The sequence below is a fragment of the Micromonospora sp. NPDC051196 genome, assembly GCF_040682415.1.
Classification (GTDB): Bacteria; Actinomycetota; Actinomycetes; order Mycobacteriales; family Micromonosporaceae; genus Micromonospora.
Genome location: NZ_JBFBAY010000001.1, coordinates 179,743 through 200,730, shown reverse-complemented (window position 1 = coordinate 200,730; position 20,988 = coordinate 179,743). Strand labels below are relative to the sequence as shown.

At 69.2% G+C, this 20,988-nt stretch carries 19 protein-coding genes; 5 read left to right on the top strand and 14 right to left on the bottom strand.

What is annotated here, in order from left to right:
- Positions 1 to 401 precede the first annotated feature (401 nt).
- On the top strand, positions 402 to 743 hold the full coding sequence (locus AB0M35_RS00990) for a hypothetical protein (protein ID WP_363740215.1): 342 nt from the start codon (positions 402 to 404) through the stop codon (positions 741 to 743).
- An 8-nt stretch (positions 744 to 751) separates the two neighbouring features.
- Here AB0M35_RS00990 and AB0M35_RS00985 read toward each other — a convergent pair whose 3' ends face one another.
- On the bottom strand, positions 752 to 1,831 hold the full coding sequence (locus AB0M35_RS00985; protein WP_363740214.1) for an adenosine deaminase: 1,080 nt from the start codon (positions 1,829 to 1,831) through the stop codon (positions 752 to 754).
- A gap of 59 nt (positions 1,832 to 1,890) precedes the next feature.
- On the opposite strand from AB0M35_RS00985, the gene AB0M35_RS00980 reads away from it, so the two are divergent.
- Positions 1,891 to 2,874 (top strand): putative RNA methyltransferase, encoded by a 984-nt coding sequence (locus AB0M35_RS00980; RefSeq protein ID WP_363740213.1) that lies wholly within the window; start codon positions 1,891 to 1,893, stop codon positions 2,872 to 2,874.
- Here the strand turns inward: AB0M35_RS00980 and AB0M35_RS00975 are convergent.
- From AB0M35_RS00975 to AB0M35_RS00945, 7 genes are all read right to left on the bottom strand, one after another.
- Entirely contained in the window at positions 2,871 to 3,551 is a 681-nt protein-coding gene (locus tag AB0M35_RS00975) for a DUF4272 domain-containing protein (protein WP_363740212.1), read from the bottom strand. The two genes, AB0M35_RS00980 and AB0M35_RS00975, sit on opposite strands and share 4 nt — an antisense overlap.
- Positions 3,552 to 3,659: 108 nt before the next feature.
- Complete coding sequence (locus AB0M35_RS00970; protein ID WP_363740211.1) at positions 3,660 to 4,940, bottom strand: thymidine phosphorylase; 1,281 nt, start codon at positions 4,938 to 4,940, stop codon at positions 3,660 to 3,662.
- Between the two features lie 237 nt (positions 4,941 to 5,177).
- Complete coding sequence (locus tag AB0M35_RS00965; RefSeq protein ID WP_363740210.1) at positions 5,178 to 5,879, bottom strand: cytidine deaminase; 702 nt, start codon at positions 5,877 to 5,879, stop codon at positions 5,178 to 5,180.
- Between the two features lie 16 nt (positions 5,880 to 5,895).
- Complete coding sequence (locus AB0M35_RS00960) at positions 5,896 to 7,176, bottom strand: ABC transporter permease (protein ID WP_363740209.1); 1,281 nt, start codon at positions 7,174 to 7,176, stop codon at positions 5,896 to 5,898.
- Between the two features lie 3 nt (positions 7,177 to 7,179).
- Positions 7,180 to 8,502, bottom strand: a complete 1,323-nt coding sequence (locus AB0M35_RS00955; RefSeq protein WP_363740208.1) for an ABC transporter permease — start codon at positions 8,500 to 8,502, stop codon at positions 7,180 to 7,182.
- Positions 8,499 to 10,193 (bottom strand): ABC transporter ATP-binding protein, encoded by a 1,695-nt coding sequence (locus AB0M35_RS00950; protein ID WP_363741819.1) that lies wholly within the window; start codon positions 10,191 to 10,193, stop codon positions 8,499 to 8,501. The genes AB0M35_RS00955 and AB0M35_RS00950 overlap by 4 nt, the downstream gene beginning before the upstream one ends.
- Before the next feature lie 258 nt (positions 10,194 to 10,451).
- Entirely contained in the window at positions 10,452 to 11,519 is a 1,068-nt protein-coding gene (locus AB0M35_RS00945; RefSeq protein WP_363740207.1) for a BMP family ABC transporter substrate-binding protein, read from the bottom strand.
- 754 nt (positions 11,520 to 12,273) lie between these two features.
- On the opposite strand from AB0M35_RS00945, the gene AB0M35_RS00940 reads away from it, so the two are divergent.
- Complete coding sequence (locus tag AB0M35_RS00940; RefSeq protein WP_363740206.1) at positions 12,274 to 12,483, top strand: hypothetical protein; 210 nt, start codon at positions 12,274 to 12,276, stop codon at positions 12,481 to 12,483.
- Between the two features lie 60 nt (positions 12,484 to 12,543).
- Here AB0M35_RS00940 and AB0M35_RS00935 read toward each other — a convergent pair whose 3' ends face one another.
- From AB0M35_RS00935 to AB0M35_RS00920, 4 genes are all read right to left on the bottom strand, one after another.
- Positions 12,544 to 12,885, bottom strand: a complete 342-nt coding sequence (locus AB0M35_RS00935) for a hypothetical protein (protein ID WP_363740205.1) — start codon at positions 12,883 to 12,885, stop codon at positions 12,544 to 12,546.
- 47 nt (positions 12,886 to 12,932) lie between these two features.
- The gene (locus AB0M35_RS00930) at positions 12,933 to 13,787 is read right to left on the bottom strand and encodes a sugar ABC transporter permease (RefSeq protein WP_363740204.1); all 855 of its coding nucleotides are present in this window, start codon (positions 13,785 to 13,787) and stop codon (positions 12,933 to 12,935) included.
- Positions 13,787 to 14,803 (bottom strand): sugar ABC transporter permease, encoded by a 1,017-nt coding sequence (locus AB0M35_RS00925; protein WP_363740203.1) that lies wholly within the window; start codon positions 14,801 to 14,803, stop codon positions 13,787 to 13,789. The genes AB0M35_RS00930 and AB0M35_RS00925 overlap by 1 nt, the downstream gene beginning before the upstream one ends.
- A 140-nt stretch (positions 14,804 to 14,943) precedes the next feature.
- Positions 14,944 to 16,245, bottom strand: coding sequence for an extracellular solute-binding protein (locus AB0M35_RS00920; protein ID WP_363740202.1), 1,302 nt, complete (start codon positions 16,243 to 16,245; stop codon positions 14,944 to 14,946).
- 328 nt (positions 16,246 to 16,573) lie between these two features.
- On the opposite strand from AB0M35_RS00920, the gene AB0M35_RS00915 reads away from it, so the two are divergent.
- Both AB0M35_RS00915 and AB0M35_RS00910 read left to right on the top strand, forming a co-directional pair.
- Positions 16,574 to 17,653 (top strand): LacI family DNA-binding transcriptional regulator, encoded by a 1,080-nt coding sequence (locus AB0M35_RS00915; protein ID WP_363740201.1) that lies wholly within the window; start codon positions 16,574 to 16,576, stop codon positions 17,651 to 17,653.
- A gap of 154 nt (positions 17,654 to 17,807) precedes the next feature.
- Positions 17,808 to 19,439 carry a glycoside hydrolase family 13 protein gene (locus tag AB0M35_RS00910; RefSeq protein WP_363740200.1) on the top strand — a complete coding sequence of 544 codons (1,632 nt, stop codon included), beginning with the start codon at positions 17,808 to 17,810 and terminating at the stop codon, positions 19,437 to 19,439.
- Between the two features lie 88 nt (positions 19,440 to 19,527).
- Here the strand turns inward: AB0M35_RS00910 and AB0M35_RS00905 are convergent, their stop codons facing one another.
- Both AB0M35_RS00905 and AB0M35_RS00900 read right to left on the bottom strand, forming a co-directional pair.
- Complete coding sequence (locus tag AB0M35_RS00905) at positions 19,528 to 19,962, bottom strand: hypothetical protein (RefSeq protein ID WP_363740199.1); 435 nt, start codon at positions 19,960 to 19,962, stop codon at positions 19,528 to 19,530.
- 66 nt (positions 19,963 to 20,028) lie between these two features.
- Positions 20,029 to 20,949, bottom strand: a complete 921-nt coding sequence (locus AB0M35_RS00900; RefSeq protein ID WP_363740198.1) for a YhjD/YihY/BrkB family envelope integrity protein — start codon at positions 20,947 to 20,949, stop codon at positions 20,029 to 20,031.
- Between the last annotated feature and the right edge of the window lie 39 nt (positions 20,950 to 20,988).

The window sequence follows — 20,988 nt, the reverse complement described above, 5'->3', positions numbered from 1 at the left end:
CCGGCGGGTCGGACCATCCGAGATTCCATCACGCCTGTCGACAAAGAGAAAGCCCAGGTTGGCCCTAGCTGGCGGTGTGATGAGATGTTGATGCAATTTGATCGCGGTCCGTCTGTCCGGAGTTACTAAAAGTAATGAGCACCCCGCGCCGAGTCGTCCTGCTTGCTGGCCCATCTGGCTCCGGAAAGTCGTACATAGCGCGACGAACCGGGCTTCCGGTCCTCTGCTTGGACGACTTCTACAAGGACGGCGATGACCCTACGTTACCTCGACGGAACGGGCAGATCGACTGGGAGTCGCCCGGTTCTTGGGACGCCGACACCGCTGTCGAGACCATTGCCCGACTGGTCCATCATGGCGCGGCAGACGTACCCGTCTATGCCATAAATGAGGACCGCCGGGTGACCACCCGACGATTTGATCTGGCCGATGCGCCACTTTTCGTGGCCGAAGGGATTTTCGCCGCCGAGATCGTCGAGGAATGCCGACGACGCGGCCTGCTCGCCGGGGCGTACGCCCTGCGCCGGCCGCGTGGCGCGACCTTCCTCCGCCGGTTGAGCCGGGATCTCGCCGAGCAGCGCAAGGGCCCCCGGGTGCTGCTGAGTCGCGGCGTTGCGCTGCTGCGGGCCGAACCGGCGGTGCTACGCCGGCAGACCGGCCTCGGCGCGGAGGCGGCGCGCGGTCGCGAGGTGCTGCGTCGGGTGGCCCACCTGCTCTCCGCCGGTCACCCGCCCGCGCGGTGAGGCCAGGTTCACCCCAGCAGCTTCGCGTACGCCGGTTTGATCACCTCGTCGATGATCTGAAGCCGCTCGTCGAACGGGATGAAGGCACTCTTCATCGCGTTGATGGTGAACCACTGCACCTCGCGCCAGCCGTAGCCGAACGCATCGCAGAGCAGGGCCATCTCCCGGGACACCGAGGTGCCGCTCATCAGCCGGTTGTCGGTGTTGACGGTGACCCGGAACCGCAGGTCACGGAGCAGGCCGATGGGGTGCTCGGCGATCGAGGCGGCGGCGCCGGTCTGCACGTTGGACGACGGGCAGAGCTCCAACGGAATCCGCTTGTCCCGCACGTACGCGGCCAGCCGACCGAGCACCGGCTCGGGGCCCGGCGTGATGTCGTCGACGATGCGTACGCCGTGGCCGAGGCGGTCCGCCCCGCACCACTGGATGGCCTGCCAGATCGACGGCAACCCGAAGGCCTCACCGGCGTGGATGGTGAAGTGGAAGTTCTCCCGCTGGAGGTACTCGAAGGCATCCAGATGCCGGGTGGGCGGGAAGCCCGCCTCCGCGCCGGCGATGTCGAAACCCACCACACCGTGGTCGCGGTGCCGCACGGCCAACTCGGCGATCTCCTGTGACCGGGCCGCGTGCCGCATCGCGGTGAGCAGGGTGCCGACCCGGATCGGCGTACCGGCCTCGGCGGCCAGGGCGCTGCCCTCGACGAATCCGGCCAGCACCGCCTCGACCACCTCGTCCAGGCTCAGGTCGCGTTCCAGATGCTGCTCCGGGGCGAACCGCACCTCGGCGTAGACCACACCGTCGGCGGCCAGGTCGAGCGCACACTCCCGGGCGACCCGCTGTAGCGACGAGGCGGTCTGCATCACGGCGACGGTGTGCGCGAAGGTTTCCAGGTAACGCTCCAGCGATCCGGAGTCGGCCGCCGCCACGAACCAACGGCCCAACTCCTGCGGGTCGGTGGTGGGCAGCGGGTGCCCAACCTCGGCGGCAAGGTCGATGATCGTCGCAGGTCGCAGGCCACCGTCCAGATGGTCGTGCAGCAGTGCCTTCGGTGCCTTGACGATGTCCTCGTACCGCAAAGTCGTGACCATGGTCTGACCCTAGTCCCCGCCGGCGACCGGCCCCACCCGGCGACGGGGACAATGTCCTGGTGACCGCACCTGGACCGGACCCCCGGGTCGTCGACCGCCTGCGTTGCCCGGTCTGCGGCGAGGGGTTGACCACCGTCACCGCCGGCACCGCCCACGCACTGCGCTGCCATCGCCGGCACAGCTTCGACGTCGCCCGGCAGGGCTACGTCAACCTGCTCACCGGTCGTTCCCCGCACGGCGGTGACACGGCCGAGATGGTCGCCGCCCGGGCGCAGTTCCTGGAGGCAGGCCACTACGACATCATCTCCACCGCCCTCGCCGAGGCCGCCGGGCACCACCTGACCACCCCGCACGCCCTTTGCTCTGCTTCAACGGACGCAACGGAAACCGAGCGGAAGCGTTGCGTGGAGGTAAGCAGAGCAAAGGGCGCGGACCACAGTGTCCGGGCAGCCGACGGTGCTGCTGAGGCGTACCCGCTGGTGGTGGAGGCGGGTGCCGGCACCGGCCGGCACCTCGGCGCGGTGCTGGCGGCGGTGCCTGCGGCGGTCGGCCTCGCACTGGACATCGCCAAGCCCGCGGTGCGTCGGGCCGCCCGGGTGCACCCGCGCGTCACCGCGGCGCTGGCCGACACCTGGCAGCGGCTGCCGCTGGCGGACGCCTCGGCGACGCTGCTGCTCAATGTCTTCGCGCCCCGCAACGGCGCAGAGTTCCACCGGATCCTCGCCCCGGCCGGGCGGCTGCTGGTGGTGACCCCGGCCATCGACCACCTCACCGAACTGGTCGACGCGCTCGGTCTGCTGCGGGTCGACCCGGCCAAGGCGGACCGGGTGGCGACCAGCCTCGGCGGGCACTTCACCGAGGAGTCGACCACCCTGCACCGGCAGGAGTTGACGCTGTCCGGCCCGGAGGTGACCACCCTGGTCGGCATGGGTCCGAGCGCCTGGCACACCGATCCTGCGGGGTTGGCCGCCCGGATCACCACCCTCGGCGAACCGGTCCGGGTGACCGTGGCGGTCCGGCTCGGGGTGTACCGGCCCCGCTAGGTGGAGAGGTCGACCTCTTCCCAGCCCGGCGGCTCGTCGTGGTACGGCCCACGCAGGATCACCGCCCACTCCAGGGCCCACCGCCGCTGGCCGATCGCGTTGGCGTCCACCAGACCGGGCAGCATCCCGCCGGCCCGGTCCACCTCCAGGTACGCCCAGTCCAGGCAGTAGTGCAGATCCAGCAGGGCCGCCGCGTCCGCCGGGTGCTGCGGCGCGGCCAGGATGCGGGAGCGCCACTGCGGGAAGGTCTCCCCCTCGACGATGTTCGGCAGTCGCTCCACCAGCCGCTCGTCCGCCGCCATGGTGGGATCGAGCTGCTTGGTCAGGCCGAGCACCCAGGCCAGCGAGAACAGCGCGTCGTGGTGCAGGACGAACGAGCGGTGGTCGCCCTTGGCACCGGTGACGAACTGGAACTCCGGCGGCGTGACCATCTCCACCAGGTGCGAGGCGAGCAGCCAACTCATCGCCGCCTGCGGCGGCATGCCGAAGCAGCGAGCCAGAATCAGGTGCAGTACCGCGATCCGCGCCTCGATCTCCACGGTGGGTCGCAGCTCGATCCGGTCGCCCGGCTCCCAGACCAGCGGAAACTGCGGAGGTGGCAGCGGTAGCCGCAACCGGGACAGTTCCTCCAGGCTCGCCTCACGCACGTCCCGGGGGTCCGGGGCAGGAACGATCACAGCAACATCCCTGTCTGCTCACGGCGTCTCCCGCCGATGGTCCCCCCTGGCCTGCGACAATAGCGGCCCGGCCGGTCGGGCACCATGGGGCCGACGGACGCGGTTGGTTCACTCGACGCGTTCGATCACCAACGGCGTCGCCGCCGGTGGCCGTGCCTCGATGGTCACCGCCGATGCCGCCTCCGCCAGCGCGGCCGGAATCGTCTCGGCCCGCTCGGCGCGCAACTCGTAGAGGGGCTCGCCGGCCCGTACCGGGTCACCGGGACGTTTGTGCAGGACCACACCGGCCGGCACGCTGACCGGGTCCTCCTTGCGGGCCCGCCCCGCGCCGAGTCGCCAGGCAGCAACCCCCATGGCGTACGCGTCGATGCCCGCCACGTAGCCGTCCGAGTCCGCCCGGACCACCTCGACCTCGGCCGCCTGCGGCATCGGCGCGTCCGGGTCACCGCCCTGCGCCCGGATCATCGACCGCCACACGTCCATCGCCCGCCCGTCGAGCAGCGCGTCGGCCGGATCGGCGTCGGGCAGCCCGGCGGCGTCGAGCATCTCCCGAGCCAGCGCCAGGGTCAGCTCCACCACGTCGGCGGGGCCGCCACCGGCGAGCACCTCGACAGACTCGGTCACCTCGACCCCGTTGCCGATGGTCAGGCCGAGCGGGGTGGACATGTCGGTGAGCAGGGCGACCGTCTTCACCCCGTGCGCGCCACCCAGCTCCACCATGGTGCGGGCCAGCTGCCGGGCATCGTCGACGGACTTCATGAAGGCGCCGGAGCCGACCTTCACGTCGAGCACCAGCGCGCCGGTGCCCTCGGCGATCTTCTTACTCATAATCGAGCTGGCGATCAGCGGAATCGCCTCGACGGTGCCGGTGACGTCGCGCAGCGCGTACAGCTTGCGGTCTGCCGGGGCCAACCCCGTCCCGGCGGCGCAGATCACCGCGCCGATGTCGCGCAGCTGCGCGATGAACTCCTGGTTGCTCAACGCGGCCCGCCACCCGGGGATGGACTCCAGCTTGTCCAGCGTGCCGCCGGTGTGCCCGAGCCCGCGCCCGGACAGCTGCGGCACCGCCGCGCCGCAGGCCGCCACCAGCGGCGTCAACGGCAGAGTGATCTTGTCACCCACACCGCCGGTCGAGTGCTTGTCGACGGTCGGCCGAGCCACCGACGACAGGTCCAGCCGCTCCCCGCTGGCGATCATCGCGGCCGTCCACCGGGCGATCTCCGGCGCGGTCATCCCGTTGAGCAGGATCGCCATGGCCAGCGCCGACATCTGCTCGTCGGCCACCACCCCCCGGGTGTACGCATCCACCACCCAGTCGATCTGCGAGTCGGAGAGCACTCCCCCGTCCCGCTTCACCCGAATAACATCAACCGCCGCCAAACCACTCACCCTCGAGTCCAATCACTATTCACCCCGCCGCAGCCACACCCATCGGCAGCCACACCATCGGCAGCGAGCACGACATCGATCTTCCAGCTTCGGACCGGCACCGACGCACGGACCGTACCGCCCACGGGCCGGGGCCTGCCGTGCCCGGCGCAGGGATCAAGCCTGACCGCCCGGAGCCGGGCACGGCAGGCCCCGGCCCACACCGCAACCCCGGCCCCACCGCAACCGACCGCAAGCTCAACCCCAACGAACCGGGATCTCCGCAGGCGGCTCACCCTCACCGGCCCAGAAGATGGTGCCGGACGCGTCCACCACCACGACCCGAGGCGTCCGCGCCAACCCCCAGGTGATCGCCGCAGCCGGGTCGTCCCAGCTCGGCCCCTCCTCCAGCACCCCGGTCTCGGCGCCCGCGTCGTCGCCGGAGGAACGCTCCCAGTACGCCGTCCAGACCTGCTGTCCGGCCGACAGGTCGGGGTGCACGAAGACGGTGCCCCGCCCGCGCCAGGCGGCCAGCCGATCGGGTACCACCGGCACCGGCTGTTCACCGGTCACCGCATCGAGGTCGGCCACGTCGAAGGCGTGCGGCAACAGTTCGGCCATCCGCAGCGGGCCACCCCTGGCCTCGACCAGGCAGTCCGGGCCGCCCTGCTCCCAGAGCAACTGCCGGCAACGCCCGCACGGCATCAGCGGCTCACCCGTGGCGTCGACGCAGGACAGCGCGACGATCCGGCCTCCGCCGGTGGCGTGCAGCGAAGAGATCACACCGCACTCGGCGCAGAGCACCACGCCGTACGCGGCGTTCTCCACATTGCAGCCGACCACCACGCGGCCGTCGTCGACAAGCGCCGCCGCGCCCACCGGGAACTTCGAGTACGGCACGTACGCGTGCCGCATCACCTCGGTGGCCGCGGCCCGCAGCCCTTCCCAGTCGATCTCCATGGTCTGCTCCCCTGGCTCAGCCCTTGATGTACGGCTTACCGTCGGCGGCCGGCGCCCGCACCCGGCCGACCAGTCCGGCCACCGCCAGGATCGTCGCCAGGTACGGCAGCATGGCCAGGAACTGGCCGGGGATCACACTGTTGATCGCGCCCAGATAGGTGGCCAACTGGTCGGCGAAACCGAAGAACAGCGCGGCGAGCAGCGCCCCGGTCGGGCTCCACCGACCGAAGATCAACGCGGCCAGCGCGATGAAGCCCTTACCGCCGATCATGTTCTTGGTGAACGAGAAGAGCGCCAGCGTGTACGACGCACCGCCGATGCCGGCGATCGCGCCGGCCAGGATCACGTTGCGGTAGCGCAGCCCGAGCACCTTCACGCCGAGGGTGTCCGCCGCCGTCGGGTGCTCGCCGACCGACCGGGTCCGCAGGCCCCACCTGGTGCGGAACAGCGCGATGTGGGTCACCAGCACCAGCAACAGCGCGAGGTAGAGGAAGATGTTGCCCCGGAACAACGCCGGGCCCAGCACCGGGATGTCGGACAGCAGCGGGATCTCCCAGTTGCTGAACCGGGGGGCACTGTTGTAGCGGGCCGCATCGGTCTGCATCAGCCGCTCGTAGAGGAAGCCGGTGATGCCGAGCGCCAGCAGGTTCAGCACGATGCCCATGACCACCTGGTCGACCAGGTATTTGATGGAGAACACGGCGAGCAGCAGCGAGATGAAGGAGCCGCCGATCGCGGCGGCGACCAGGCCCACCCAGACGCTGCCGCTGATGCTGCCGAACAGCGCGCCACTGAACGCACCCATCAGCAACTGCCCCTCGATGGCCACGTTGACCACGCCGGAGCGCTCGCAGAGCACACCGGCCAGCGACCCGAAGATCAGCGGCAGGGCGAGCAGGAAGGTGCCGCGCACGATGTTGACCAGCGGCATGAAGTTCTGCCCGGTCGGTGCGGCGGAGACCTGCCAGCACAGGAAGGAGAGCACGAACGCGACCAGGCCCACCGCGAGCATCGGGATGAACCAGCGCTTCGGCAGCCGGGCGAGCATCGCCGCACCAGCGGCGAGGGTGATCAGCCCGAAGAGAATCGCCCCGACCGTACCGTTGATCTCCAGCGCGGCCCCGGCGGCGTCCTCGCTGAGCGTGAAGCGGGCCTGCTCGCCGGTGGCGAGCGCGCCGAACAGCACCGTGGCCAGCAGGCCGAGCGCCAGCAGCACCAGACCCACCTTGCGGGTCCGGGTCCAGTAGCCCTCGTCGACCGCCGCGACCGCGACGTCGGGAACAGCCATGGTGGACATGCCTCACCAGCCCTTCGCGAGGCTCGTCTGCAACCGGGCGGCCCGCGCGGCCCGGAGCTGGAAGATCGCCTTCACCAGGGCCGGTGCGGCGATGAAGATGACGATCAACGCCTGAAGCACGGTGACCAGTTCCAGCGAGATCCCCGAGTACGACTGCATCCGGTTACCACCGGCCTGCAACGCACCGAACAGCAGCGCGGCCATGGCCACGCCCCACGGTTTCACCCGGCCGAGCAGGGCGACCAGGATGCCGTCGAAGCCGATCTGGGCGATCACCAGCGGGGTCAGCGCGGCGGCCGTGGTGCCGAGCACCATCTGCGAGCCGCCGAGCCCGGCCAGCGCCCCGGCGAAGACCATGACCAGGACGTACGTCCGGGTGACGCTGATGCCGGCAGTGCGGGCGGCGTCCGGGTTCGCCCCCACCGCGCGCAGCTCGAACCCGAGGGTGGAGCGGTTGAGCAGCCAGGCGACCGCCCAGGTGACCAGTACGGCGAGGAGGATGCCGGCGTGCGCCCGCAGCGGCTCACCGAACAGGCGCGGCAGTTGGGCCGATGCATCCACCGGCCGGCTGATCGCGTCGGTGCGGTTCGGATCCTGCACGCCGTTCTGCACGATGAGCCAGGTCAGGAAGTAGACCGCGATGTAGTTGAGCATGATCGTGTTGATCACCTCGTGGGCACCGGTACGCGCCTTGAGGATGCCCGGGATGAAACCCCAGACGGCGCCACCGAGCGCGCCGGCCAGCACCGCGACCAGCAGATGCAACCCGTAGGGCAGCGGCAGCAGGAAGCCGGCCAGCGCCGCCAGGACGACGCCCATGATGGCCTGCCCCTGGGCGCCGATGTTGAACAGACCGCCCCGGAAGGCCAGCGCGACCGACAGGCCGGTGAAGACCAGTGGCGCGGTGTACGTGAGCGTCTCCGAGATCGGACTCAACGCGGCGGTGAGGGTGGTCGCCCCCGGGTCGAAGACCGAGCCCTTGAACAGGTTCGCGTACGCCTCACTGACCAGGGTCCAACTGGCGTTGATCGCGTCCGACGGGCGGGCCGTGATGTAGGCGTAGGTGGCCAGCACCTTCGGATCGGAGATGATCATCAGGACAGCGCCGACGACCATGGCCAGCACCAGCGACAGCAGGGTCACCGTGAACGTGTTGGCGGCCCACAGGTTCTCCAGGAACAGCCGTCCCAGGGTGGGGCGCTTATGCGGTGCGGTCGGCGTGGTGGCGGCTTCGGCCTGCTCGGTGTTGCCGAGCGTGACCTGGGCGGCCTGCTCCTCGCTCGCCGGCTCCTTGTCCGGGGAGCCCGGCTGAAGGTTGTCGGTCATGCCTTCTCGTCCTTGCTGCCTGGCTCCTCGGAACCTGACGCCACGCCGTCGGTGGTCGCCGCGACGTCGCGGTCGGTGGTCGCGGTGGAGCCACCGGAGACCGTGTCGCCGTCGGTGGTCGCGGTGACGGCCCGGTCGGTGGTCGCGGTCTCGCTGGAGATCTCGTCGGCGTCGGTGGTCGCCGCGCCACCGGGGATCACATCGGCGGTCGCCGAATCACTGCCCTCGGTCGCCGGGGCATCGCCTGCCGGATCGGGGGTGATGCCCGCCATCAGCAGGCCGATCTCCTCGCGCGGGGTTTCCGGGCCGACGATGCCGATGATCCGGCCGCGATACATCACCGCGATCCGGTCGGCCAGCCCGATCACCTCGTCGAGTTCGCTGGAGACCACCAGCACGGCGGTGCCGACGTCGCGCTCGCGGATGATCCGGCTGTGGATGAACTCGATCGAGCCGACATCCACACCCCGGGTGGGCTGGGCGGCGATGAAGAGCTTCAGCGGCCGGGACAGTTCCCGGGCCACGATCACCTTCTGCTGGTTACCGCCGGAGAGAGTGCCGACCGGCGCGTGCGCCGAGGAGGTGCGTACGTCGAACTGCTCGATCCGCTCTTTGGCCGATCTGGCGATCGCGTCCGGCCTGATCGACAGGCCCCGGCCGAACGGCGGCCGGTCGTAGATGTCGAGCACCAGGTTCTCCGCCACGGAGAACTCCTTGACCAGCCCGTCCACGCTGCGGTCCTCCGGGACGTAGCCGACGCCCGCCCGCAGCACCTTCTTGGTCGACCAGCCGTCGACGCGCTGCCCGTCGAGGGTGACCGTGCCGGCGAGCAACGGGCGCAGGCCCATGATCGCCTCGATCAGCTCGGTCTGGCCGTTGCCCTGTACGCCCGCAATGCCGAGCACCTCGCCCGCGCGTACGGTTAGGTCGACGCCGTCCACCGCGCGGACCTGCCGGTCGTCGTCGACGACCAGCCCCGCGACCTCCAGGACCGGCTCGCCCGGGGTGGCGGGGGTCTTGTCCACGGTCAGCCGGACGGTACGGCCGACCATCAGCGCGGCCAGCTCGTCGCGGCTGGCCTGCGGCGAGGCCGTGCCCACGGTCTTGCCGCGCCGGATCACGGTGATCCGGTCGGCGATCGCCTTCACCTCGCCGAGTTTGTGGGTGATGAAGACGATCGACTTGCCGGCGGCCTTGAGCGACCGCATCACCGCGAGCAGGTCCTCGGTCTCCTGCGGAGTGAGCACCGCCGTCGGCTCGTCCAGGATGAGCAGGTCCACGTCCCGGGTGAGGGCCTTGACGATCTCCACCCGCTGCTGGACCCCGACCGGCAGGTCCTCGATCATCGCGTCCGGGTCGACCCGCAGGTTGTACCGTTCGGACACCTCGGCGACCTCGCGGCGGGCCCGCCGCCGGTCCAGGAACCCGGCGATGCCGCCGCGCACCTGCTCGGCGCCGAGCATGACGTTCTCGGTGACGGTGAAGACCGGTACGAGCATGAAGTGCTGGTGCACCATGCCGATGCCGGCCGCGATGGCGTCGGACGGCCCGCGCAGCTTCAGCGGCTTGCCGTCGACCAGGATCTCGCCCTCGTCCGGCTGGTACAGCCCGTAGAGCACGTTCATCAGGGTCGACTTGCCGGCGCCGTTCTCACCGAGCAGGGCGTGAATCTCTCCAGGCTCCACCGTCAGGTCGATGTGGTCGTTGGCGACCAGATCACCGAACCGCTTGGTGATGCCGCGCAGTTCGAGTCTCAGCGCAACCTCCTGGGAGTGCGAAGCGATGGTGCAGCGTAGCCGCTGACGGACAGGGCATGGCGCCGACCCGGCCGGGGTGCGCCACCGGCCGCCCCGGCAGCGGGATTCCCGCTGCGGGGCGGCCGGATCATGGTGTGGCGTACCCGCCGCCCGCTTACGGTGATCGTCGCACCGCAGGCGGGCGGCGCGGGGTCACTTCTTCGGCTGGGCGGCCGACTCGACCTTGACGGTGCCGGCGGCGATGTCCGCCTTGAGCTTGTCGACCTCGGCCTTGAGCTCGGCCGGGACCTTGCTGTCGAACTCGTGGTACGGGGCGATCGAGACGCCGTCGTTGGCCAGGGTGCCGACGAAGCCCTGCTCGGCGCTGAGCTTCTCGCCACCGGCGGCCTTCAGCACGGCCTCCTTGACCGCACCCGGGATGTTCTTCACCACGGTGGTGATGATCGCCGAGCAGTCCGGCGTGCTCTCGCAGCCGTCGACGTCCACCCAGATGGTGTTGTACTTGCCACCAGAGGCCTTGGCCGCACCGGTGGTGCCGAGGCCGGCGCCGCCGGCAACCGGCATGACGATGTCCGCACCCTGGGCGACCAGCGCGTCGCTGACCTTCTTGCCCTCGTCCTGCTTGATGAAGTCGTTGGTGAAGGAGCCGTTCTGGGTCTCCTTGTTCCAACCGAGGGCCTGGACCTTCGCGCTCTTGGCCTGGTTGTAGTGGGCCACGCCGTCGACGAAGCCGTCCATGAAGATGGTCACCGGCGGGATCTTCATGCCGCCGTAGGTGCCGACCTTGCCGCTCTCGCTCATGCCGGCGGCGACGTAGCCGGCGAGGAAGCCGGCCTGCGCGGTGTCGAACTCCATCGGGTAGACGTTGGCCACGCCCGGGTTGGCGTCGACGATGGCGAACTGCTGGTTCGGGTTCGCCTCGGCGATCTTCTTGGTGGCTTCGCCCATCAGGCCGCCGACGGCCAGGATGAAGTCGCAGTCCTGGTTGACGTACGCGGAGAGGTTCGGCTCGTAGTCGGCCTCGGCCCGCGACGCGACGTACTTGATGTCGATGTTGCTGTTCTCGGCCTTGGCGGCCTCAAGGCCCTTCCAGGCCGAGGCGTTGAACGACTTGTCGTCGATGCCGCCGACATCGGTGACCATACAGGCGGAGTACTTCGTGCCGCCGGAGCCGGCGTTGTTGTCCTCATCCGGAGCCTCGCCGCAAGCGGCGGCGCTCAGTACGAGCCCACCCGCCGCGATGATCGAGGCAATCCGCATCCCACGCACCGAGCGCAAGACGTCTCCCTTCCCATTGCACACCGCGTGGTTGCGGTGGCAGCCCTTGAACCGGCCTGCGCTGTGCCGCCGGCATCCCACGTTACGGACGCAGAGCGTACGCCCACGCCCGCCTACCCAACGACAATCGTGCAGGACTGTTGGAGGCCTGTTACCCACGCGTAATTCTTGGGTGGGGAGGATCACGAGCCGGTTGGCCTCCCGTCGGGTTCAACCGACTTCGGCGGAGGCGGAACGATGTCGGACGCAAATTCGGGCAGTTGGCGTTAGACGTGCCGCAGTTCGTGAAGGGCGAGCCCGGGCGACGACCTTCCAACGGGATCGTCCCTGGTAGGAGCGGGTACGGACGGGTCGACGAACCTCGACGGACGCGTCCGGTTCATCCCGGTTTGACAGGAGCAGCTCCGCCATCCATTGACAGCAAAACGGAAATAGCTCGCCTGCCGCCCATTGAAGCGTATGTCGCGACATCGGACACGCGACACCAACTCCAGCCAAGATCGACTGCGCTCTGCGCATCAATCCGTTCGCAGGATCAATGCCTGTGTCGACGCTATCGCGGCATTCAAGCCTGCGCGCGAAAAGCTATTCATGCAGCTGAAGGTGTCCGCCCGAATGCAGAAGTCCGACTATTGCGAAGCGCGCATTTACCGTTGCTTCGGCCACCCTGCTCGCCACCGCCCTGACCCTGGACCGGATTCACCGCGCCGGCCAAGCGGCACCGACCAAGTGCAACGTGCTCGTGCTGTACAACGTCCCGGGCCACGCCGGCGCGTACTGCCAGACGGGTAAGGGATACCACCGGGTCCGCGCCTACTGCGCCGCCCAGCCGGGCGGGTGGGGCGCCTGGTTCATCGGCTCCTGGCAGGGCGCAGGCTCCTGGTCGACCATTCACTGCGGTTCGACCAGGCCCCACCTGGTCGACGCCGTCATCGAGAAGGCGTAACGCCGGAGCGTCGATAAATCGGTCGGCCGGACCCGTGGGATCCGGCCGACCGATTCAACCTCAACGCCAGAACACCGCCACTGCCGCATTCACCAAGGTCAGTGCCACGATGGCGAGGAAATGACCACGGTTGACCTCGGTCCGCTTGCGGGAGAAGAAGACCATCACGAAGATCGCCAGGGCGATCACCAGCTTCGTGACGAGCTTGCCCGGATGCGGCTCGTCGCCGTCGCGCAGCGGGGCGGCCAGGCCGATGCCGGTCAACAGCTGGATCACCGCGCCCCAGAGCATGGCCGCGTTGATCCGGAGCTTGCCACTGATGTATTGCGCGATCGCACCGCCCAGCAGCAGCGCGAACCCGATGAGGTGGACGTAGAGAAGGATGAGTCGGAGTGCTTCCATCCGCCTATCCTGCCCCATCAACGACGGGTCGTAGTAGAGCCACTCGGTCAGCCCTTCGTGCCACCGGCCGTCAGGCCGGACACCAGGTGCTTCTGGGCGAAGAAGAAGACCAGCCCGGCGGGCACGGTCACCAGCACGGCGGCCGCCGTCAGGTACTCCCACTGCGGGTTGAACTGCGGCACGAACTGCTGGAGCCCGTACGCCAGGGTGAACTTGTCGTCGGTCTGGATGAATGCCGAGGCGTACGCCACCTCGCCCCAGGCGGTGAGGAAGGTGTAGAAGGCGGTGACCGCCACGGCCGGGCGGGCCAGCGGCAGCACCACCTTCCAGAAGGTGGCGAACGGCCCGCAGCCGTCCAGCGCCGCCGCCTCGTCCAGCGAGGTCGGGATGGAGTCGAAGTAGCCCTTCAACATCCAGGCGCAGAACGGCACCGCGATGGTCAGGTACGCGATGATCAGCGCGGGCATGGTGTTGATCAGGCCCATCCGGGCCAGGATCGTGTAGATCGGCACGATCAGGATGGCCACCGGGAACATCTGGGTGACCAGGAAGACCATCATCAGCGGTCGGCGCCCCGGGAAGTTGAACCGGGACACCGCGTAGCCGGTGGTGGCGGCCAGGAAGATGCCGATGGTCATGGTGAAGGCCGCGACGATCACCGAGTTGAGGAACCAGCGCGGGAAGTTCGTCTCGGTGAGCACATAGCTGTAGTTGGCCAGGGTGGTGTCCCGGAACAGAGTCAACTCGCTGCTCTGGATCGCGTACCCGGGTTTGAGCGAGGAGAGCAGCACCCAGGCGATCGGCCCGATCGCGATCAGCGAGGCCAGGATCAGCGTGCCGTGCAGCAGGACGGACATCGCCGGGCTGCGCCGACGGTGCCCACGGCGGGTCACCTTGCTCATCACCACACCTCGCCTTGCTTGCGCAGCACCCGCCGGTAGAACACCGAGAACACCAGCAGGATCGACAGGATCAGTACGCCGTACGTCGAGGCCAGCGAGTAGTTGCGGATGCCCTCGAAGGCGGCGCGGTAGGCACCGGTCACCAGGATCTCGCTCTGCCCGGCCGGCTGTCCCTCGGTCACCAGGAAGATGATCGGGAACATGTTGAACGTCCAGATGGTGCCGAGCAGCACCACGGTCATGCTGACCGGACGCAGCCCGGGCAGAGTGATGTTCTTGAACCGCTGCCACGCCGAGGCGCCGTCGATCTCGGCCGCCTCGTAGAGCTCGCTCGGGATGGTCTGCATGCCGCCGAGCAGCGCTACCATCATGAACGGCACGCCCAGCCAGACGTTGGTGACGATGGCCGTGAACAGCGCGGTCCACCGGTCGGCGAACCAGGAGACCGGGTCGATGCCGACGGCGGTGAGCAGCGCATTCGCCAGACCGAAGCGCTCGTTGAAGATGAACTTCCAGGCGAACGCGCTGACGAAGGCCGGCACCGCCCAGGGCAGCACCAGCAGCACCCGGTAGAGCCCGCGGGCCCGCATGGGGCGGTTGAGCATGTTGGCCAGACCGAGGCCCAGACCGAAGTGACAGGCCACGCAGACGAACGTCCAGATCAGCGTGACACCGGTCCACTGCCAGAACTCACCGACCTCCCCGGTGAGCACCCGCACGTAGTTGTCCAGGCCGACGAACTCCCACTTGTTGGGGTTGTCGGCGCAGACCTCGCCGCCGGTGATCGACCTGGTGCAGATCTCCGCGACCTGGTTGGCCTCGGTGAGGTTGGTGAAGGAGAGCCAGATCCCGCGGAACAGCGGGTAGAAGATCAGAACCGCCAGGACGATGACGACGGGCAGCACCATCGCCCAGGCGTACCAGTGCTTTTCCCAGCTGCTGCGCAGCCGGGAGGGACGAGCGGGTCGGCCGGGCGGCGTCGACGGCGGCGCCGGGTCGGCTGTCACGGTGGTCATCCAGCTGCGCTCCAGAGCAGAGGGTCCGGCCGGGTCGGCGACCGTCACGGTCGCCGACCCGCTACCGGGTGCCGAAGGGTCACCGGCGCATGCCGGTGTGCGGGGCGGGCCCTACCGCGCCGGGCCCGCCGACGGTTGGGTCAGAACCCGTAGTTGGGTACGACCTCGGCCTTGTACTTCTTGGCGACGCCGTCCAGCGCGGCCTTGGGGTCCTTGTTCTGGATCAGGACCTCGGTGGCCATCTGGTCGAGCGGGCCGAAGAACTGACCGGCCTCGGGAATCCACGGCCGACCCACGGCTGCCTCGTTCACCGCCTGGAACGCGGCCACGACGGCGTTGTTCTTGACCGCGTCCATCTGGTACGCGGAGGTGCGGGTGGGCAGCAGGCCGAGCTTCTCCGACAGGAACGCCTGCGACTCGGCGGAGCTCATGAACTTCACGAACGCGACGGCGGCGTCGATCTTCTCCTGCGGCATGCCGGACCAGATCACGTAGTTGTGGCCGCCGACCGGGCCACCGGCGCGGGCCGAGCCGGCCGGCACCGGGGCGATGCCCAGGTTCTCCAGGCCGCCGAAGTCCGGCGCCGAGGAGACGTTGTTGACCTCCCACGGCCCGTTGATGATCATGGCGACCTTCTGCTCCTTGAACAGGGTCATCATGGTGCCGTAGGAGTCGTTGGCGGACGGCTTGGCGGCGGCGCCGCTGTCGATCAGATCCTTGGCGATCTTCAGCCCGGCGGCGTTCTGCTCGGAGCCGATGATGATCTTCTTGGCCTCGGGGTCGACCAGGTCGCCGCCCTCGCCGTACATGAAGGGCAGCAGGAAGTAGCCAGCCGGGTTGACGTACACGCCCTCGGCGCCGGTCTTGTCCTTGATGGTCTGCGACGCGGACTTCAGTTCGGCCCAGGTCTTCGGCGGCGCGCTGATACCGGCCTTGGTCAGCAGTTCCTTGTTGTACATCAGCGCGAGGCTGTCGGTGACCTGCGGGACGCCGTAGGTCTTGCCGTCGTACTTGTTGGAGGCGAGCGGAGTCTCCAGGAAGTCGGCAGCGTCGCTGAGCAGCTCCGAGCCGTCCAGCGCGTAGAGGTATCCGAGCGAGGCGAACTCGGGCACCCAGGCAACCTCGGCCCGCAGGATGTCCGGGGCGCCGGTCTTGGCCTGCGCGGCGGTCTTGAACTTGTTCTGGGCCTCACCGAACGGGACCGACTGATAGTTGATCTTCACGTTCGGGTAGGTCTGGTTGAACTTGGCGATCAGTTCCTTGAACGCCGGGCCCTCGTTCTGCGGGTCCGAGGTGTCCCACCAGGTCAGTTCCGCGGTGAGAGAGGCGGGGTCGGCCTTGGGCTGCTCCTCGGCCGCCTTGTCCTCGCCGCCGCACGCGGCGACGGTGAGGGCCAGACTGGCGGAGGCGAGTACGGCGATCCCCCTGGCTATGCGACGCATGTTCGCTCCTAAGTTGCCTGCCGGGTAACGGCGGGACAGTAGCAAGAAGTTTCGTAACTCGAAACCCCTTGCGAACACCCCCGCAACAACCGTGCCCCATCCGCAACTTCAATCGCCGACAAGCGTCGCCATCTGGGCAATTCGCCACCGGCAGAGGTGGCCTCGCCCGCAATCGCGCTCACCTTCAGTGGGAATCTTGCACACTCTCCGCATTCGGATGCGCTCCGGTGAGCAAGCGCAACAGGCGCCTTTCCGGCGCCCGCTGCTCGATTATGCAAGTTCTTGCTGCCTACTGCGCAAGAACTTGGCGGTGAGCTACAGTGCCGCAATGCGCGCTCGTTTGTCCGACATCGCCCAGCAGGCCGACGTCAGCGAGGCCACGGTGTCGCGGGTGCTCAACGACCGCCCCGGCGTGGCACCCGAGACCCGACAGGCCGTCCTGACCGCCCTCGACGTGCTCGGCTACGAACGTCCCGCCCGGCTACGCAAGCGCAGCGCCGGGCTGGTCGGTCTGGTGGTGCCGGAGCTGGACAACCCGATCTTCCCCGCCTTCGCCCAGATCATCGAGTCGGCGCTGGCGCCCACCGGCTACACCCCGGTGCTGTGCACCCAGACCCCCGGTGGCGTGCGCGAGGACGAGTACGTCGAGATGCTGCTCGACCGGCAGGTCTCCGGCATCGTCTTCGTCTCCGGACTGCACGCCGACACCGCCGCCGACCACGACCGGTACCGCACCCTGATCGCCCGTCCCCTGCCCATCGTCATGATCAACGGGTACGCGCCCGGGATCCCCGCGCCGTTCGTCTCGTGTGACGACCGGGAGGCCGCGGAACTGGCGGTGGCCCATCTGGTGGCCCTGGGCCACCGACGGATCGGCCTGATCACCGGGCCGGACCGGTTCGTGCCGGTGCAGCGCAAGGTCAACGGTTACAAGGCGGCGATGCAGCGCCTGACCGGGGTCGACGACGACGAGTTGGCCGAACTGACCGAGCTGTCCCTGTTCGGCGTGGAGGGTGGCGAGGCGGCAGCCGGGCGGCTGATCGAGCGCGGCGCGACCGGCATCGTCTGCGGCTCCGACCTGATGGCGCTCGGCGCGATCCGGGCCGCCCGCCAGCGCGGACTCTCCGTACCGGGTGACCTCTCCGTGGTCGGCTACGACGACTCACCGCTGATGGCCTTCACCGATCCACCCCTGACCACCATGCGGCAGCCGGTGGCCGCGATGGCGGTCGCCGCGGTCCGGGCGCTGGTCGACGAGATCAACGGGCACGGCGCCCCGCACTCGGAATACCTGTTCCGGCCCGAACTGGTGGTACGCGGCTCGACCGCGGTGGCCCGACCGGACGGCACGCCCGCCCAGGGCGGTCCGCAGCGCCCGGCGCCACCGGCGTTGCCGGTACCGGCGTGACACCCGACCGCATTTCGGCGGTCGTAGGCGGTTCTTGCGCAAGATCTGCTTGACTCTTGCAGCGCCGGCCCGGCATTCTTCTCAGACACCCGCGCGTCCCACCGTTGCCACGCCGGGTGCCGCCGTCCCGCGCCACAGAAACGGGGAACACCCGATGACCGTCAGCAACCCCTCACCGCTGACCTCCGACGTCGGCTGGTGGCGATCCGCCGTCGTCTACCAGGTCTACGTCCGCAGCTTCGCCGACGCCAACGGTGACGGCATCGGTGACCTACAGGGCATCCGGGAACGCCTGCCGTACCTGCGCGACCTGGGCGTGGACGCGCTCTGGCTGACCCCCTTCTACACCTCCCCGATGGTCGACGGCGGCTACGACGTCGCCGACTACCGGGACGTCGACCCGATGTTCGGCACCCTCGGCGACTTCGAAGCGATGATCACCGACGCCCACGCGCTCGGCCTACGGATCATCGTCGACATCGTGCCCAACCACACCTCCGACCAGCACCCCTGGTTCCAGGCGGCGTTGGCGGCCGCCCCCGGCTCAGCCGAACGCGAGCGTTACCTCTTCGCCGACGGCAAGGGTGTCGACGGCGAGCAGCCGCCGAACGACTGGGAGAGCATCTTCGGTGGCCCGGCGTGGACCCGGGTGCCGGACGGCCAGTGGTACCTGCATCTGTTCGACCCGGCCCAGCCCGACCTGAACTGGCGCCACCCGCAGGTACGCGCCGAGTTCGAGGACATCCTCCGGTTCTGGCTGGACCGTGGGGTCGACGGGTTCCGGATCGACGTGGCCCACGGCATGATCAAGGCCGACGGGCTGCCGGACGTCGGTTTCAACTCGATGACCACCGGCCGGCGTCAGTCCGAACTGCTCGGCAAGGGCCGGCTGCCCTACTTCGACCAGGACGAGGTCCACGACATCTACCGCGCCTGGCGGCCCATCCTGGACAGCTACCCCGGCGGCCGGATGGCGGTGGCCGAGGCGTGGGCCGAAACCCCGCAGCGGCTGGCCCGCTACATCGGGCCGGACGAGTTGCACCAGGCGTTCAGCTTCGACTTTCTCGACGCCACCTGGTCGGCCGACTCGTTCCGCAAGGTCATCGACACCGCGCTGGCCGAGTCGACGATCGTCGGTGCCCCGACCACCTGGGTACTGTCCAACCACGACCGTCAGCGGCACGTCACCCGCTACGGCGACGGTGAGGTCGGATTGCGTCGGGCCCGGGCGGCCGCGCTGCTGATGCTCGCCCTGCCCGGCTGCGCCTACCTCTACCAGGGTGAGGAACTGGGTCTGCCGGAGGTGCTCGACCTGCCGGACGAGCTGCGCCAGGACCCGGCCTTCCTGCGTACCGGCGAGAGTCGGGACGGCTGCCGGGTGCCCATCCCGTGGAGCGGCGAACTGGCCCCGTACGGTTTCGGGCCGGCCGGTAGTGAGCTGAGCTGGCTGCCGGCCCCGGCGACCTGGCGTGCGCTGTCGGTGGCCGCCCAGACCGGCACGCCCGGCTCGACCCTGGAGCTGTACCGGGCCGCGCTGCGGATCCGACACGACCATCCCGCGCTCACCGGCATCGGCGGCATCACCTGGCAGGAAACCGGCCCCGGCGTGCTCGCCTTCAGCCGGGAAGCCGGCGGCACGGTGCTGACCTGCGTGGTCAACACCGGCGACGCCCCGGTACGGATCGACGGGTACGGCACGCCGCTGGTCGCCAGCGAGGCGATCACCGAGCAGGACGGCAGTCACCTGCTCGACGTCGACACGGCCGTCTGGTTCGAACGACGCTGAACGGGTAGTCCGTCATAACCTGGTCGTCCGGCGTGCTTCGCGCCGCCGGACGACTGGGGCTGACGGCCCCTCGACGGGCGCCGACGGCTCAGCCGCTGGTCAGCTGCGCGGCGATGCGGGCGAAACCGGCCCGCAGCTCGGCCACGTCCGGCGTCGGCAACGGGCCGGTGGCGGCGCGCTCTTCCTCGGCGGCCAACTCCTCCTCGGCGATGGTGTCCTCGTAGTCGCCGTAGAGGTCGGCCCGCTCCACCTGGACCGCATCGTCTTCGGCGGCGAGCTGGGCGGCGGCGATCTCGCCCCGGATCTGTTCCAGGGAAACGGCGGGAATCAGCGGCTCGACCACCGCCATGATTTCCTCGTCGGCGACCAACGCCTCGGCCAGGGCCAACGCGTGTCCTCGCTCATACGGGCCGCAGACCACCGGCTCCCACTCGTCGTCGCCGAGCGGACCGAAGGTGATGATCCACGGCAGGTCGCGCAGCGGCGAGTCGCTCGGCAGGTCCAACGTCACGAGTGCCCCCACGGGCCCATCATCGTCGCTGCCCGGCCCCGGCGCGGCAGGTTCGGCACATCACCAGCAGGCACCAGATCACCCGGCGCCGCCCGGAGTGCCCGGATCGGTGTCTGAGTCGAGTTCGACGCGCTGGCCACGGGCCAGGTCCACCACCCGGCCGCGCCGGCTGGTCGCGGCCAACGCCGCTCCGAAAAGCACCAACTGGTTGAGCAGGTACAGGTAGACCAGCAGACCCACGGCGGTGGCCACCACCGTGTACGCCGGATTGTGCTCGACCCGCCCCACCCAGAACCGACCGACCGTGTTGAGCAGGGTGATGCCGACGGCGACCAGCAGCACCACCGGCCGCAGCCGCGCCCGACTCATCTGCACCCGAGGCACCACGATCAGCAGCAGCGTGGCCAGCACCGCGTTGACCAGCACGCTGAGCACCGCACTGATCGTGGTCAACCCGACCGAACCGGTGCTGCGCAGCAGGAAACGCAGCAGCGACTCCAGCGCGTCCACCGCCGCCACCGAGGCGCCGAGCAGCACGAAGACCACCAGCAGCACGCCGAGATCGACCAGCCGACGGACAACCAGGTTGCCCGGGTGCTGGTTGAGACCGTGGATCAGCCGCTGCGAGGAACGGATCGCCTCGACCCACCCGATTCCGGTCAGGATCAGGATCAGCAGGCCCACCACCCCGACCGTGCCACTGCTCTCGGCGACCTGAGCCGGATCGAGGAACGGCAGGTTCTCCTTGAGGAACTCCTCAGCCGCCGCGCGTACCTCGTCGTTGTCGTCGAGGACCGCACCGAACGCCGCGTACGCGACCAGCGCGAGCGCGAAGACCGCGAAGAAGCCGTAGTACGCGATCGCGGCGGCCAGCCGACCACCCTGGAGATCGGTGTAGCGCACCCCGGCCCGCCACAGATGCCCGAAGGCCGGCCAGCGGTGCCGGGCGGCGCTGAGCCGGCGGTCGATGCCCGCCTCGACCTGACCCAGGAGGTTCACGTCGTCATCCTCGCCGCTTGCTCGTCACCGCGCTCGCTC